General features: G+C 58.3%; 12 protein-coding genes and 3 tRNA genes. 9 read left to right on the top strand and 6 right to left on the bottom strand.

Annotation, left to right across the window (positions count from 1 at the left end; genetic code table 11):
- The first annotated feature begins 109 nt into the window (after positions 1-109).
- Complete coding sequence (locus BLU25_RS20665; RefSeq protein ID WP_016779796.1) at positions 110-2,059, top strand: LTA synthase family protein; 1,950 nt, start codon at positions 110-112, stop codon at positions 2,057-2,059.
- Between the two features lie 226 nt (positions 2,060-2,285).
- On the opposite strand, the gene groL is transcribed toward BLU25_RS20665, so the two are convergent.
- From groL to BLU25_RS20645, 4 genes are all read right to left on the bottom strand, one after another.
- The gene (gene groL, locus BLU25_RS20660) at positions 2,286-3,926 is read right to left on the bottom strand and encodes a chaperonin GroEL (RefSeq protein WP_016779795.1); all 1,641 of its coding nucleotides are present in this window, start codon (positions 3,924-3,926) and stop codon (positions 2,286-2,288) included.
- Positions 3,927-3,975: 49 nt separating this feature from the next.
- Positions 3,976-4,269 carry a co-chaperone GroES gene (locus tag BLU25_RS20655; protein ID WP_016779794.1) on the bottom strand — a complete coding sequence of 98 codons (294 nt, stop codon included), beginning with the start codon at positions 4,267-4,269 and terminating at the stop codon, positions 3,976-3,978.
- A gap of 241 nt (positions 4,270-4,510) precedes the next feature.
- A complete protein-coding gene (locus tag BLU25_RS20650) occupies positions 4,511-4,981 on the bottom strand; it encodes an FxsA family protein (RefSeq protein ID WP_016779793.1) in 471 nt (156 codons plus the stop codon).
- 71 nt (positions 4,982-5,052) lie between these two features.
- Complete coding sequence (locus BLU25_RS20645; RefSeq protein ID WP_016779792.1) at positions 5,053-5,778, bottom strand: HugZ family pyridoxamine 5'-phosphate oxidase; 726 nt, start codon at positions 5,776-5,778, stop codon at positions 5,053-5,055.
- Positions 5,779-5,830: 52 nt separating this feature from the next.
- On the opposite strand from BLU25_RS20645, the gene BLU25_RS20640 reads away from it, so the two are divergent.
- Complete coding sequence (locus BLU25_RS20640; protein ID WP_016779791.1) at positions 5,831-6,589, top strand: SDR family oxidoreductase; 759 nt, start codon at positions 5,831-5,833, stop codon at positions 6,587-6,589.
- A 163-nt stretch (positions 6,590-6,752) separates the two neighbouring features.
- Here BLU25_RS20640 and BLU25_RS20635 read toward each other — a convergent pair whose 3' ends face one another.
- On the bottom strand, positions 6,753-7,766 hold the full coding sequence (locus tag BLU25_RS20635; RefSeq protein ID WP_029611280.1) for a DUF481 domain-containing protein: 1,014 nt from the start codon (positions 7,764-7,766) through the stop codon (positions 6,753-6,755).
- A gap of 139 nt (positions 7,767-7,905) precedes the next feature.
- On the opposite strand from BLU25_RS20635, the gene BLU25_RS20630 reads away from it, so the two are divergent.
- The 4 genes from BLU25_RS20630 (at position 7,906) to BLU25_RS20615 (ending at position 12,635) form a co-directional block, all read left to right on the top strand.
- Positions 7,906-8,259 (top strand): MGMT family protein, encoded by a 354-nt coding sequence (locus tag BLU25_RS20630; RefSeq protein ID WP_016779789.1) that lies wholly within the window; start codon positions 7,906-7,908, stop codon positions 8,257-8,259.
- Between the two features lie 42 nt (positions 8,260-8,301).
- A complete protein-coding gene (locus tag BLU25_RS20625; RefSeq protein WP_083369809.1) occupies positions 8,302-9,846 on the top strand; it encodes an AmpG family muropeptide MFS transporter in 1,545 nt (514 codons plus the stop codon).
- 102 nt (positions 9,847-9,948) lie between these two features.
- The gene (locus BLU25_RS20620; RefSeq protein WP_083369808.1) at positions 9,949-11,664 is read left to right on the top strand and encodes a proline--tRNA ligase; all 1,716 of its coding nucleotides are present in this window, start codon (positions 9,949-9,951) and stop codon (positions 11,662-11,664) included.
- A gap of 17 nt (positions 11,665-11,681) precedes the next feature.
- Positions 11,682-12,635 carry a hypothetical protein gene (locus BLU25_RS20615; protein WP_016779786.1) on the top strand — a complete coding sequence of 318 codons (954 nt, stop codon included), beginning with the start codon at positions 11,682-11,684 and terminating at the stop codon, positions 12,633-12,635.
- A 103-nt stretch (positions 12,636-12,738) separates the two neighbouring features.
- Here the strand turns inward: BLU25_RS20615 and dinB are convergent, their stop codons facing one another.
- Positions 12,739-13,800, bottom strand: a complete 1,062-nt coding sequence (gene dinB / locus BLU25_RS20610; protein ID WP_016779785.1) for a DNA polymerase IV — start codon at positions 13,798-13,800, stop codon at positions 12,739-12,741.
- 288 nt (positions 13,801-14,088) lie between these two features.
- Between dinB and BLU25_RS20605 the strand changes: the two genes are divergently transcribed.
- From BLU25_RS20605 to BLU25_RS20595, 3 genes are all read left to right on the top strand, one after another.
- Positions 14,089-14,165: transfer RNA gene (locus BLU25_RS20605), tRNA-Met, on the top strand.
- A gap of 334 nt (positions 14,166-14,499) precedes the next feature.
- Positions 14,500-14,576 (top strand) — tRNA-Met (locus BLU25_RS20600).
- A 161-nt stretch (positions 14,577-14,737) separates the two neighbouring features.
- Positions 14,738-14,814, top strand: a tRNA-Met gene (locus BLU25_RS20595).
- Positions 14,815-14,865 lie beyond the last annotated feature (51 nt).

Genomic DNA, 14,865 nt, shown 5'->3' with positions numbered 1-14,865 from the left:
ACAGAAATGACATTTTTTTTACTATCGGTTCACAAACTCAATACAGTGGCGCGCGCACACTCCCGCTCCCCCCGCGATAAAGCCTCCCGCGTTTAAGGAAAAACAACCCATGCGTCTGCTGCACACTGCGCCTATGCGCTACCTCCTGTTGTTGACTGGCTGCTGGCTGGCGACTTTTTTGATCACCCGAGGCGTCCTGCTGGTCACCCACCTGGGTGAGGCTGGCAACAACTGGCTGCCGGTGTTCGGGATTGGCCTGCTTTACGACCTTGGCTTCTTGACCTATGCCGCTGTGCCCCTGGGCCTGTACCTGCTGCTCTGTCCGCCTGCGCTGTGGCGCCGCCGTGGCCATCAGTGGTTTCTGCAAGGCCTGCTGACCGTCAGCCTGTTTGCCATGCTGTTCACCGCCGTCGCCGAGTGGCTGTTCTGGGATGAGTTTGGGGTGCGCTTCAACTTTATCGCGGTGGACTACCTGGTCTACTCCGACGAAGTACTGAACAACGTACTGGAATCCTACCCGATCGGCATCCTGCTCAGCGCCATCGCCCTGGCGGCCATAGTGTTGAGCCTGGTGCTGCGCAAGCCGTTCAAAGCTGCGATGAACGCACCGCTACCCTCTTTTGGCGGTCGTCTGGCGACCTTTGCTGGCCTGTTGCTGGTTGCCGGCCTGAGCCTGCAACTGCTGGACCAGGACGGCCCGCGCGGCCAGGGCGGCAACGCCTACCAACATGAACTGGCGAGCAATGGCCCGTACCAGTTCTTCGCTGCGTTCCGTAACAACGAACTGGATTACCAGCAGTTTTACGCCAGCCTGCCCACAGACGTAGTGGCCAAACAGCTGCGCGCAGAACTGACCGAACCCAACGCCACCTTCGTTGGCCAGGACCCGCTGGATATCCGCCGCAATATCGACAACCCCGGCACTGCGCGCCAACCCAACATCGTGCTGGTGACCATCGAAAGCCTCAGTGCCAAGTACCTGGGCAGCAACGGTGACGGCCGCAACCTGACGCCGAACCTGGACCAACTGCGCAAGGAGAGCCTGTACTTCAACAACTTCTATGCCACCGGCACCCGTACCGACCGCGGCCTGGAAGCCATCACCCTGGCCATTCCGCCGACACCGGGGCGCTCCATCGTCAAGCGTATCGGCCGTGAAAGCGGCTTTGCCAGCCTCGGCCAGCAGCTCAATGGCGTGGGCTATGACAGCGTGTTCGTGTATGGCGGGCGCGGCTACTTCGACAACATGAACGCCTTTTTCAGTGGCAACGGTTACCGCGTTGTCGACCAAAGCAGCGTGAATGAAGCCGATATCCACTTCAAAAATGCCTGGGGCATGGCTGACGAAGACCTGTACCGCGAAACCCTGAAACTGGCCGACGCCAATTACGCGCAACAAAAGCCGTTTTTGCTGCAGTTGATGACCACCTCCAACCACCGTCCTTACACCTACCCTGAAGGCCGGATCGACATCAAGTCGGGCAATGGTCGCGACGGCGCAGTGAAATACACCGACTACGCCATCGGCCAATTCCTTAACGATGCGCGTAAAAAACCCTGGTTCGATAACACGATCTTCGTCTTCGTGGCTGACCACACGGCAGGCAGTGCCGGCAAGGAAGACTTGCCGATCACCAACTACCAGATCCCGTTGTTTATCTATGCGCCAAAACTGATAGAGGCCCGTGAGAACTCGCAACTGGCCAGCCAGATCGACCTGGCGCCCACCTTGCTCGGCTTGTTGAACCTGGATTACCAGTCAACCTTCTTTGGCCGCAACCTGTTGCAGGACAACCCGTTGCCACCGCGAGTGGTGGTGGGCAACTACCAGCACCTGGGGTTGTTTGACGGCCAAGACCTGGCCATTCTCAGCCCGCGCCAAGGGCTGCGCCGCCATGATGATGCGCTGAGCACCAGTATTGAATCGCGAGTACCGGCGACTGATCCGTTGATTGAGCGGGCGATTGCCTACTATCAGGGCGCCAGTCATGGCTTCAAGCAGCAGTTGCTGGGCTGGAAGCCGGTGCAGGTCGAAGCGGGGCAGGTTTCGCAACGGTAATTGCCTTGCGACCCTCACCCCAACCCTCTCCCAAAGGGAGAGGGGGCTGATTGGGGGATATTGCAGAATCTCTGCAGCCTGAATGCATTGAGTTGAATCCTGCATCGGCTCGGTCAATCCCCTCTCCCTCTGGGAGAGGGCCAGGGTGAGGGGCTTTTAATAGACCCACAAAAAAGCCCCGCCTGATCACTCAGGCGGGGCTTTTGCGTATCGGGGTAAGGCTGGCTTACATCATGCCGCCCATACCACCCATGCCGCCCATGTCTGGCATGCCGCCAGCTGGTTTGTCTTCCTGGATCTCAGCGATCATCGCCTCAGTGGTGATCATCAGGCTGGCAATCGACGAAGCCGCTTGCAGAGCCGAACGAGTCACTTTGGCCGGGTCAAGGATACCCATTTCGATCATGTCGCCGTATTCGCCAGTAGCAGCGTTGTAACCGTAGTTACCCGAACCCTGCTTCACTTTGTCGACAACTACGCTTGGCTCGTCGCCGGAGTTGGCAACGATCTGGCGCAGAGGTGCTTCAACAGCACGGCGCAGCAGAGCAATACCCACGTTCTGATCAGCGTTGTCGCCTTTCAGTTCGGAGATGGCTTGCAGAGCGCGAACCAGTGCCACGCCACCGCCAGGTACCACGCCTTCTTCAACGGCTGCACGGGTTGCGTGCAGGGCGTCTTCAACGCGGGCTTTCTTCTCTTTCATTTCTACTTCAGAACCAGCGCCAACCTTGATCACTGCAACGCCGCCAGACAGCTTGGCCAGACGCTCTTGCAGTTTTTCACGGTCGTAGTCCGAAGTGGTGTCAGCCACTTGAGCACGGATCTGGGTAACACGTGCCTGGATGTCCGCGTCGTTACCAGCACCATCGATGATGGTGGTGTTTTCTTTGGACAGGATCACGCGCTTGGCGTTACCCAGGTGCTCCAGGGTAGTGCTTTCCAGGCTCAGGCCGATCTCTTCGGAGATAACGGTACCGCCAGTCAGAACAGCGATGTCCTGCAGCATTGCTTTGCGACGGTCGCCGAAGCCTGGTGCTTTAACAGCAGCGACTTTAACGATACCGCGCATGTTGTTCACAACCAGAGTCGCCAGGGCTTCGCCTTCAACGTCTTCAGCCACGATCAGCAGTGGACGGCCGGCTTTTGCAACGGCTTCCAGAACTGGCAGCATTTCGCGGATGTTGGAGATCTTTTTGTCTACCAACAGGATCAGCGGGCCGTCCAGCTCAGCCACCATGGTGTCTGGCTTGTTGACGAAGTAAGGGGACAGGTAGCCACGGTCGAACTGCATGCCTTCAACAACAGACAGTTCGTTTTCCAGGCCCGAGCCTTCTTCAACGGTGATCACGCCTTCTTTACCGACTTTTTCCATGGCTTCGGCAATGATTTCGCCGATGGAGCTGTCGGAGTTGGCAGAGATGGTACCTACCTGAGCGATTGCCTTGCCGTCAGCGCATGGCTTGGCCAGTTGACGCAGCTCTTTGACGATAGCGATGGTCGCTTTGTCGATACCGCGCTTCAGGTCCATCGGGTTCATGCCGGCAGCGACGGCTTTCAGGCCTTCGTTGACGATCGACTGAGCCAGAACGGTTGCAGTGGTAGTACCGTCACCAGCGTCATCGTTGGCACGGGAGGCAACGTCTTTAACCAGCTGCGCGCCCATGTTTTCGAAGCGATCTTTCAGCTCGATTTCTTTGGCAACGGACACGCCGTCCTTGGTGATGGTCGGAGCGCCGAAGCTCTTCTCGATGATCACGTTACGGCCTTTAGGGCCCAAGGTCGCTTTTACTGCGTCAGCCAGGACGTTTACACCGGCCAGCATTTTTTTACGGGCGGAGTCGCCGAATTTAACTTCTTTAGCAGCCATGTTCGTTCTTCCTTAAATACTTTGTAGTAACGGGAAAAGGAGCGGGAAATCAGCCTTCGATTACAGCGAGAATCTCGTTCTCAGCCATAACCAGCAGGTCTTCGCCGTCGACTTTTACAGTGTTGCTGCCGGAGTAAGGGCCGAACACAACCTTGTCACCCACTTTAACGGCCAGTGCACGCACTTCACCGTTGTCCAGAACGCGACCCGTACCAACGGCGATCACTTCACCGCTGTTAGCTTTTTCAGCAGCAGAACCCGGCAGAACGATACCACCAGCGGTTTTCTTTTCTTCTTCGCTGCGACGGATTACGACGCGGTCATGCAGAGGACGAAGCTTCATTGTCGATCTCTCCTAATTGAGGTGTTCATCGGCCGGTGTCAATACCGGCTGGGTTTACGAGTCCGGAAATGCCGGGGGCGATTCGCGGTTGGAGTTTTGCTGTTGCCAGTAAAACCCTGCGGTGTCCGTTACATAAGGGCGCATCCACTTATTACAAGGGCACGCCCAGGAATTTTTTAACCTGGCGCCTCGCCAAAAACAAACACGGCACCCTGGGTGCCGTGTTGTTCATGCCAAAGCCTTATTTGTCGCGGTGTTCGAACTCGCCTTCGATCACATTGGGCTCACGCCCCAAAGGCTGATGGGAGCGTGGTCGTGCGGCTTCGAAATCTTCGGCAAACGCACGCTGGCGGATCGCCTGTTCTTCAGCACGCTTGCGCAGGCGGTTGACCAGAAACCGGCGAACTGGCGGGAACAGCAACAGCAGACCGGCCGCATCGCTGATAAAACCTGGTAGAACCAACAGGCCACCACCCAGCGCCAGCATCAGGCCTTCAAGCATTTGCTGGGCAGGCAGTTCGCCGCGGTTAAGGCTTTCACGCGCCTTGAGCGCCGTGGCCAGGCCTGCGACGCGAACAACCAGTACACCGAGCATGGAGCCGGCAATGATCAGCAACAACGCGGGGAAAAACCCGATAGCGGTGCTGACCTTGAAAAAGACGTACAGCTCTAGCACTGGAAACAACAGAAAGAGCAATAGAAAAGCGCGCATCAAATGATTCCTCTCCGGAAGAATATCTTCCAACCAAGACTAGATGACGGCGCGCCTGTACAAATTCAAGGTCAGACCGTCTGTTTTTTCGGCCATTCACTGGCTCGGGCCAGCAAAACCAGAGCTTCGCGCACCTGTGTCGAAGTGTTGCAAGGCTCAGGAAAGGCCAGCCAGTGCAGCCCTTCGCCGATGCGCAAGTGCATGCCTTCGCTGTCGATGCCCACCAGCGTAGCTGGCGCTGTGCGGGGCAGCCCGGTCATTTCGACATAGTGTTCGATGGCATTGGCGTGGTCGCTGTTCATGTGCTCGACCATGCGCACCTCGACCTGCCCGGCAAAGGGGTTGGCCAGCGTGACCTGGTCCAGCCAGTGAATGGCACCAAAGCCGCCGATGTAACGGTGACGCACCGGGTTGAGCACCCAGAAGTCGAAATCATGGGCAATGTCATAGCCCTTCGCTTCGGGGAAATAGCGGTAGTAACGCTCGGCGGCGGCGGCAATGGCGGCGGCATCGCTCAGTTGTTCGGCTTCGGCCAGCACGGTAAGGCGGCCGACCGCCTGCACATCTTCAGCCCCGCGCTCGCCCACCATCAGGGAGCACTTGGGGTCCTTGCGCAGGTTATGGGTGTGCTGGGCAATGCGGCTGATCAGGATCAGCGGCCGCCCCTGCTCGTCCAGGCAGTACGGCACCACGGAGCCAAACGGGAAACCCGGCATGGCCTTGGACTGGGTAGCCAGGGCGCCACGGTATTCCTTGAGCAATAATTCTCGGGCATGCTTGGCAGCTTCAACGCTCAACTTATGACTCCTTAATAAAAATCCGCATTTAACGGTCGAGATCAGGGCACACATGCAACTAAAAGACAAAGTAATCATTATCACTGGCGGCTGCCAGGGCCTGGGCCGTGCAATGGCCGAGTACCTGGCGGCCAAGGGCGCCAAACTGGCACTGGTCGACCTCAACCCGGAAAAGCTCGAGTTGGCCGTTGCGGCCTGTCAGGCACACGGTGTCGAGGCTCGCGCTTACCTGTGCAATGTCGCTGACGAAGAACAGGTTACGCAAACCGTGGCCCAGATTGCAGAAGATTTTCGCGCGATCAATGGTCTTGTCAACAACGCCGGAATCTTGCGTGACGGGCTGCTGCTCAAGGTCAAGGATGGCGTCATGACCAAGATGAGCCTGGCGCAATGGCAGGCAGTGATCGACGTCAACCTGACCGGGGTGTTCCTGTGCACCCGTGAGGTGGCGGCGAAAATGATCGAGCTCAACAGCCAGGGCGCGATCATCAATATTTCGTCGATATCCCGTGCCGGCAATGTCGGCCAGACCAACTACTCGGCGGCCAAGGCCGGGGTTGCGGCGGCAACCGTGACCTGGGCCAAGGAGCTGTCGCGCTACGGCATTCGGGTAGCCGGGATTGCACCTGGCTTTATCGAAACCGAAATGACCCTGGGCATGAAGCCCGAAGCCCTGGAAAAAATGACCTCGGGCATCCCGCTCAAGCGCATGGGCAAGGTTGAAGAAATCGCCCATTCGGCGGCGTATATTTTTGAAAACGACTACTACACCGGGCGGATACTGGAGCTCGATGGCGGGCTGCGGATCTAGAGCAAACTGTAGCAGCTGCCGGAGGAACGAGGCTGCGTTCGGCGACGCAGTCGTCGTGAATCAGGCAACTCGGTGTGCCAGATTTATTGAGTTCACAGGTTTTACGACGGCTTCGCCGCCGAACGCAGCCTCGTTCCTTCGGCAGCTGCTACGGCGTGAGTGATCACCAGACCACCCCAAACCCCACGGTATAGCGGGTTTTGTTAAGGGAGTTATCGGAACCGGTCGAGCTGCCGATCAAGTCTTTCTCGGCCTTGAGGTTCAGCGATGCCCATTCCGTCACCTTGTAGCGCAAGCCGATTTCGGAATCGAGACTGTAGTCCGACTCCCCTTCCAGCGACTTGCCCAATTCACCATTGGTAAAGAATGAGACCGTTTTGCCCATCAGGTAGCGGTTGTAGTCCCATTTCATGGCTAGCGAGTAGAAGTTGTCTTTCTTGCCGTCAGAGTATTCGTAGTCGGTGCGATTGAGCAGTGAGCCGAGCGAGAACGCGCCCAGTTCGTCATCCCAAAACTGATAGCCAGGGCCAGTACCGACCGTGCGCTGGCGGGAGATGTCTTCGACCCGATCGCGGTTGTAGGTCAAGCGACCTTGCCAGTACCACTTTTCATCGATGAAGTAGTCGAGCGCGTACTCGGCAGTCCAGTTGTCCGTGGTGACAACATCGTTCTGAAACTCGCGGTTGTATTCACCCTCTGCGTGATGACGCCAGGCGCCGTGGCGGGCAGTGGTCTTGAAATCGAGATCGTAGTCGTCGGTATCCTTGTCCGCCCGCTTGTAGTCCATCGCCACGTCAACATTGCCTTTCCAGACCATGTCTTCAACCAGCGGCTTGGGCTTGATGATTTGCTGGATACTGGCCAGTGCTACGGTTTTTGGTGCTTCGCCGTTGGCCAGGGTGACGCTGCCGTCTTCGGCCGCCTGCAACGACTTGGCCTTTTCACCGGTCCAGGCATCCTGTTTGACCAGTAGCTCCTGATCGCTTTCGAGTGTTTTGACCTGTTTCCAGTCAATCGGCACGGCACCGGCATAGTCGGTCTGGATCAGCAGCTTGCCGCCATCAAAGACTTTGATCTTGCCGCTCAGGCGGTCGCCGTTTTTCAACCACACCGTATCGGCAAACACAGGTGTGGCAAGGCACATGGCAACAAGGCATAGCAGGGTTCTGGACAACATAAGCAGGTGCGAGACTCAGAAAAGCGAAAGAATGCCGGCATTATCCCGATGGACACGCCCTTGAGGAAGAAAGACCGGCTCATTGTGCCGGAGTTCATTCTATAGTTCTGTAACCCCCCCTCTTACCCAGAAGTGCACCTTGAATACACCGCCAGACATCCTTCAAACCCCTGCCGAGATTCGGCGCACGGCGCTGTACTCAACCTTGATGATGGTGCCCGCAGGTTATGTGGTTACTTACGGTCAACTTGCCGAAGCGGCCGGGCTGGGGCGCGCAGCGCGTTGGGTCGGGCGCACCCTGAGCCAGCTCCCGGAAGGTACGCGCCTGCCCTGGCACCGGGTTCTCGCTGCCGGCGGGCGTATCAGTTTGCCAGCAGGCAGTCCTTCGGGTGATGAGCAACGGGCGCGTTTGCGCGCTGAAGGGGTGAGCATCATGAATAATCGCGTGGATATGCACCGTCATGGCTGGCGCCAGATAGAGCACTGCGGTTAGAGTGCGCCCTTTGTTTCCGCAACCAGAGGCAGACTCCAGTCCATGCCCCGTAAAACCTGGCGCGAAGCGCTAGCTGCGTATTCCAGCCCCTCGACCCTCGTGCTGTTGCTGCTCGGTTTTGCCGCCGGTTTGCCGTACATGCTGGTGTTTTCAACGCTCTCCGTATGGTTGCGCGAAGCCGGCGTGGCCCGCGAAACCATTGGTTATGCCAGCCTGATCGGGCTGGCCTATGCCTTCAAGTGGGTGTGGTCGCCGCTGCTGGACCAGTGGCGCCTGCCATTGCTCGGCAAACTGGGCCGGCGTCGCTCATGGCTGGTGCTGTCGCAATCGCTGGTCATTCTGGGCCTGATCGGCATGGGCTTTTGTGACCCGCAAAAACATCTGTCCTGGCTGATTGCCATTGCGGTTGTGGTGTCCTTCGCTTCGGCCACCCAGGACATTGCCGTCGATGCCTATCGCCTGGAAATCGCCGAAGACAACCGTCAGGCCGCGCTCGCCGCCAGTTACATGTCCGGCTATCGCGTGGCCGCCCTGCTGGCCACGGCGGGCGCCCTGTTCTTTGCCGAGGGCTTTGGTTCGACGGGCTTCAACTACAAGCACTCGGCCTGGACCGGCACCTACGTGCTGTTCGGCCTGTTGATGGTGCCCGCGCTGCTCACCACCCTGTTTATGCGCGAACCACCCGTGCCGTTGCGTACCCAGCTGTCAGCCGGGCGCTACAGTTTCGGCCACCAGCTGGCGTCGGTTTTCGTCCTGATCGTATTGCTGGTATCCGTGCCGGCCATGTTCACCCAGCTCTACAACACCGATTTTGCCGGCGTGTTATTCGAAGGCGTGAGCCCGATCACCCTGGTGCTGGAAGACCGGGCCTTTCTGCGTGCCATCCTGTACACCCTGCTGACGGTATTGTGCCTGTCATCCATTGGCCGACGCGGCCTGGCGCCGGTGCTAACGCCGGTAAACGACTTTATTGTGCGCTATCGCTGGCAAGCCCTGCTGCTGCTGGGGTTGATTGCCACCTACCGGATGTCAGACACGGTCATGGGCGTCATGGCCAACGTGTTTTATATCGACCAGGGCTTTACCAAGGACCAGATTGCCGGGGTCAGCAAGATTTTCGGCCTGATCATGACCCTTGTCGGGGCGGGCATGGGCGGCTTGCTGATTGTGCGTTTCGGCATACTGCCGATCCTGCTTATCGGCGGCGCAGCATCGGCAGGCACCAACCTGCTGTTCATGCTGCTCGCCGATATGGGGCCGAATCTGCAGATGCTGATTGTCACCATTTCCCTCGACAACTTCAGCTCCGGCCTCGCCACTTCGGCGTTCGTGGCCTACCTGTCCAGCCTGACCAACCTCAAGTTTTCCGCCACCCAGTACGCCCTGCTCAGTTCGATCATGCTGCTGCTGCCGCGTTTGATGGGAGGATACTCGGGGGTCATGGTGGAGAAGTTCGGTTATCACAACTTCTTTATCATCACCGCGGTGATGGGCATCCCCACACTGCTGCTGATCAGCCTGCACTGGTACCAGGAGAGCCGCCGGGCCCGCCACAAGCCAGCGGTAGACCTGGAAAAACACCCGTAAACACGGGGGGGAGCCCCTCTCCCCCGCCCACCCTGTACGCAGGCACGTCTCGCCCGTACAATGCTCAGTCATATCTAGTCACCAGCACGGCAACGGCTAACCATGCGCACCAGTCAATATTTGCTCGCCACACAGAAAGAAACGCCTTCAGATGCGGTCGTTATCAGCCATCAGCTGATGCTGCGCGCCGGCATGATTCGCAAACTTGCTTCGGGCCTGTACACCTGGCTGCCCATGGGCCTGCGGATCATGCGCAAGGCCGAAGCCATTGTTCGTGAAGAAATGAACGCTGCAGGCGCTCTGGAAGTGCTGATGCCGAGCATCCAGCCAGCCGAACTGTGGCAGGAATCGGGGCGCTGGGAAGAATACGGCCCGGAGCTGCTGCGCCTTAAAGACCGCCACGGTCGTGAGTTCTGCGTGGGCCCGACCCACGAAGAAGTGATCACCGACCTGTGCCGCAATGAGTTGAACAGCTACAAACAGCTGCCAATCAACCTGTACCAGATCCAGACCAAATTCCGTGACGAGATCCGCCCACGCTTCGGCTTGATGCGCGGCCGCGAATTCATCATGAAGGACGCCTACTCGTTCCACGCCGATAACGCTTCGCTGCAGGTCACTTATGACCGCATGCACCAGGCCTACTGCAACGTATTCACCCGCCTGGGCCTGAACTTCCGCCCGGTTGAAGCCGACAACGGCTCCATCGGCGGTGCCGGCTCCCACGAGTTCCATGTGCTGGCTGAATCCGGTGAAGACGATATCGTGTTCAGCAATGGTTCCGACTACGCGGCCAACATCGAAAAAGCCGAAGCCGTGCCCGCTGAAACCTCGCGCCCAGCGGCCACCCAGGAACTGCGCCTGATCGATACGCCGGACGCCAAGACCATCGCGCAACTGGTCGACGGCTATGACCTGCCGATCGAAAAGACCGTCAAGACCCTGATCGTTCACGCTGCCGAAGCCGGCAAGCTGATCGCCCTGGTGATCCGTGGCGATCACGAACTCAACGAAATCAAGGCTGCCAACCATCCGTTGGTACACAGCCCGCTGGTCATGGCATCCGACGCAGAACTGCGTGACGCCATCGGCGCCGGTGCTGGCTCCCTGGGCCCGCTGAACCTGCCACTGCCCTGCATCATCGATCGCTCGGTCGAGCTGATGAGCGACTTCGGCGTGGGCGCCAATATCGACGACAAACACTACTTCGGCGTGAACTGGGAGCGCGATCTGCCAGTACCGACCGTTGCCGACCTGCGTAACGTGGTTGCCGGCGACCCTAGCCCGGACGGCAAGGGCACCCTGGAAATCAAGCGCGGCATCGAAGTGGGTCACATCTTCCAGCTGGGCACCAAGTACAGCGAAGCCATGAAGTGCCAGGTGCTGGGCGAAAACGGCAAGCCGGTCACCCTGGCAATGGGCTGCTACGGTATTGGTGTTTCCCGCGTGGTGGCTGCAGCCATCGAGCAGAACAACGACGAGCGCGGAATTATCTGGAGCGATGCCCTGGCACCGTTCCAGATTGCCCTGGTACCGCTGCGCTACGAAACCGAAGCCGTGCGCGAAGCCACCGACAAACTGTATGCCGAACTGACGGCAGCAGGTTTTGAAGTGCTGCTGGACGACCGCGACAAGAAAACCAGCCCCGGCATCAAGTTCGCTGACATGGAACTGATCGGCATCCCGCACCGGATCGTGGTCAGCGACCGCGGCCTGGCTGAAGGCAATCTGGAATACAAGAGCCGCACCGAAGCAGAGCCGCAAGCCCTGCCCGTTGCTGATGTGCTTGCCTTCCTTCAGGCCCGTATCGCTCGCTGAACCCAGATAGAGACGCCATGTTCACTCGAAACACCTTGACCCTCGGGGGCGCCGCCATGTGCGGCGCCCTGCTGCTGAGCGGCTGTGCCAATCACATGTCGCAACGCAGCGAGCACGAGGAACGCATCGAGCGCAAACTGCTCGCCCACAGCCTGCAGATCGATGTGGGCTCGCCAGCCGTGCTTGAGTTGCCGCAACGGCGTGTGCGCATCAATGAACAAAAGACCTTCGAGGTCACCGAGTTCGATGTCACCCGCCATTACGACCGCTATACCCCCTACCAGCCCTGGCGCGAAGTCTATGAGATTCCGCTGGGCGCGGTGGCTATTGTCGCGGGGGTAGGCGCCAATGTGCTGAACGTGTTCATGTTCGGGCAACTACCGGACAGCGTGACCAAGGACTGGATCAACTACGGCTTTGCCGGCATTAACCCGGCAATGAACGTGCAGTCCCACGGCCGCGCCGAGCAGAACCTGGCGGGCATTGATGACGTTCAGCGCGACAAGCGCCTGGAATATTCAAGCCTGCCCTGGGCTGAGCGGCCGGTGGTGGTCAAGGCGGGCAAGCAGGCCCACGAGCTGACCACAGACCGTAATGGCGTGTTGCGCCTCAACCTGCTGGACAGCCCGTTTGCCGAGCAGGACCTCAATCACATCGGCAAGCTGACCATCATGGTGGAAGACGCCCAGGACGAAACCCATTCGGACTCGACCCTGTCGATCAGCAGCAACCTGCGCGGCAAGTTGCTTGAAGCGCACAACCTGATCTACGACGACCTGGAAGGTGACGACGTGAACCAGTGGGTGCATCGGGTCAAGCGCTTGTCGGAGTTGGGGCTGGAAGAAGAAGCCAGCGAACTGGAACAAAGCCTGATCGAACTCACGCGCAACGACCCGGAGCTACAACGTGAATTCGTGCAGTCCTTGACCAAAAATGCCGGGCGACTGGTGGCGGACCCGGGCGTCAGCTGACGTGTGGGAGCGGGCTTGCCCGCGATGATATCGCTGAAGTTTTCCTGACAGACCGCAGTGCCTGCATCGCGAGCAAGCCCGCTCCCACAACAAGCAAACCGACCTACCCCTTGAACAGCTCCAGCTGCTCGAACCCATTGTTCAAATCATGCAAACGCACGCCAAGCCCGAGCAATCGCACGGGCCTGGCGCCGCGTGCAAACGCCTGGCTCAACAACCCCTGATAACTCTCAAGATCGCGCCCTGCACCGGACTGCTCCAGCGTAGTCTGGGTAAAGTCATGGAATTTCACTTTGACGAATGGCTTGCCGGGACGATAACTGCTGTCGATACGGTCAATACGCCGGTTCAAGGTCTCGAGCAGCTCCGGGAGCTTCTCCAGGCAACTGGCCAGATCAGGCAAATCCGTATCGTAAGTGTTTTCCACACTGACTGACTGACGCCGACTGTCACTTTGCACCAGCCGCTCATCAATCCCCCGCGCCAACCCCCATAACCGCTCACCAAAACTGCCAAATTCCCGCACCAGCGCCAGTTTGTTCCAGTCCCGCAGCTGCAGGCAGGTCTCGATGCCCAGGCGCCCAAGCTTGTCGGCCGTGACCTTACCCACGCCATGCAGTTTATTGACCGGCAACGCCGAGACAAAATCATCGACCTGGTCCGGGGTAATCACGAACAAACCGTTGGGCTTGCGCCAGTCACTGGCGATCTTGGCCAGAAACTTGTTGGGTGCCACCCCGGCCGACACGGTGATATGCAACTGATTGGACACGCGTCGGCGGATATCCTGGGCGATGCGCGTGGCACTGCCGGCAAAGTGCGGGCTGTCGGACACGTCCAGGTAAGCCTCATCCAGGGACAGCGGCTCGATCAGCTCGGTGTAATCACGCAGGATGCCGTGGATTTCTCTGGACGCTTCTTTATAGGCATCCATCCTGCCGCTGACGATGACCAGGTCCGGACACAGCTTGAGGGCATGCCGGGATGACATTGCCGAGCGCACACCATAGGCGCGCGCTTCGTAATTGCAGGTGGCGATCACCCCACGTCGATCAGAAGAGCCCCCGACCGCCATCGGCTTGTTTGCCAGGCTCGGGTCATCGCGCATCTCAATAGCGGCGTAGAAACAGTCACAGTCGACGTGGATGATTTTGCGCTGCGTCATGTAGGGCAGTGTTCTTCAATGGAGTAGGCAATACATCGCGCAAGTATGTCACCGCGAACTGTATATAGCACCAGTAGTCTTGATTCTCCCCGACAGACGCGGGAAAAACGCCGCTGAATTGTTTTTTTCAATCGAATCTATAGCCCCAATAGAGCTACACCCCATACAGAACAGGGCCTGCAGGGCTTTTTATCGCTGTATTTTCTAGCTAAGCAATTGACGCATAACGAATTTTTCTAAATTAACGTTTGACAGCCCAGCGTATCGCTGTAGAATCCACCCCACAGACGCGGGATGGAGCAGTCTGGTAGCTCGTCGGGCTCATAACCCGAAGGTCGTCGGTTCAAATCCGGCTCCCGCAACCAAACATCGAAAAAGGCTACTCGAAAGAGTGGCCTTTTTTGTGCGCGCGTGTTTTGTGCTGCCACCCAACCTGTAGCCGCTGCCGAGGTACGAGGCTGCGATCGGCGACGCAGTCGTCGCCAAGCCCTGGCACTCAACAAACCTGACACTCCATAGCGCCTGACTTACGACGGCTTCGTCGGAGTGCCGCACCACGCCAACGCAGCCTCGTACCTCGGCAGCGGCTACAGACCGAACTGCCATATCCAAAAATCATGCCTGCTTTGATCTTATTTAGCTCATTTACGCATTAAAGGTTGACACCCCCGCTCATCACTGTAGAGTGCGCCCCACAGACGCGGGATGGAGCAGTCTGGTAGCTCGTCGGGCTCATAACCCGAAGGTCGTCGGTTCAAATCCGGCTCCCGCAACCAAACATTAAAAGGCTGCTCGAAAGAGTGGCCTTTTTTGTGCCCGAGTGTTTTTGCCCTTCTCCTGGCAATTGCAGGAAATGGATTAAAACCGGGTATTTCAAGCGCTTACGTGATTTAAGGGTTGACACCTGTACGATCCGCTGTAGAATCCACCACACAGACGCGGGATGGAGCAGTCTGGTAGCTCGTCGGGCTCATAACCCGAAGGTCGTCGGTTCAAATCCGGCTCCCGCAACCAAACATCAAAAAAGGCTACTCGAAAGAGTGGCCTTTTTTGTGCGTGCTCGAA

Origin of the sequence: Pseudomonas fragi (genome assembly GCF_900105835.1) — a bacterium.
GTDB lineage: Bacteria > Pseudomonadota > Gammaproteobacteria > Pseudomonadales > Pseudomonadaceae > Aquipseudomonas > Aquipseudomonas fragi.
Note: the sequence above shows the minus strand (reverse complement) of the source record. Positions and strands in the feature narration are given on the sequence as shown.

Excerpts from the sequence above, each read along its gene's own strand:
- BLU25_RS20620 (WP_083369808.1), top strand. The coding sequence starts at position 9,949 with ATGCGCACCAGTCAATATTTGCTCGCCACACAGAAAGAAACGCCTTCA.
- BLU25_RS20655 (WP_016779794.1), bottom strand. The coding sequence starts at position 4,269 with ATGAAGCTTCGTCCTCTGCATGACCGCGTCGTAATCCGTCGCAGCGAA.
- BLU25_RS20665 (WP_016779796.1), top strand. The coding sequence starts at position 110 with ATGCGTCTGCTGCACACTGCGCCTATGCGCTACCTCCTGTTGTTGACT.
- dinB (WP_016779785.1), bottom strand. The coding sequence starts at position 13,800 with ATGACGCAGCGCAAAATCATCCACGTCGACTGTGACTGTTTCTACGCC.
- groL (WP_016779795.1), bottom strand. The coding sequence starts at position 3,926 with ATGGCTGCTAAAGAAGTTAAATTCGGCGACTCCGCCCGTAAAAAAATG.
- BLU25_RS20640 (WP_016779791.1), top strand. The coding sequence starts at position 5,831 with ATGCAACTAAAAGACAAAGTAATCATTATCACTGGCGGCTGCCAGGGC.
- BLU25_RS20615 (WP_016779786.1), top strand. The coding sequence starts at position 11,682 with ATGTTCACTCGAAACACCTTGACCCTCGGGGGCGCCGCCATGTGCGGC.
- BLU25_RS20650 (WP_016779793.1), bottom strand. The coding sequence starts at position 4,981 with ATGCGCGCTTTTCTATTGCTCTTTCTGTTGTTTCCAGTGCTAGAGCTG.
- BLU25_RS20635 (WP_029611280.1), bottom strand. The coding sequence starts at position 7,766 with ATGTTGTCCAGAACCCTGCTATGCCTTGTTGCCATGTGCCTTGCCACA.
- BLU25_RS20625 (WP_083369809.1), top strand. The coding sequence starts at position 8,302 with ATGCCCCGTAAAACCTGGCGCGAAGCGCTAGCTGCGTATTCCAGCCCC.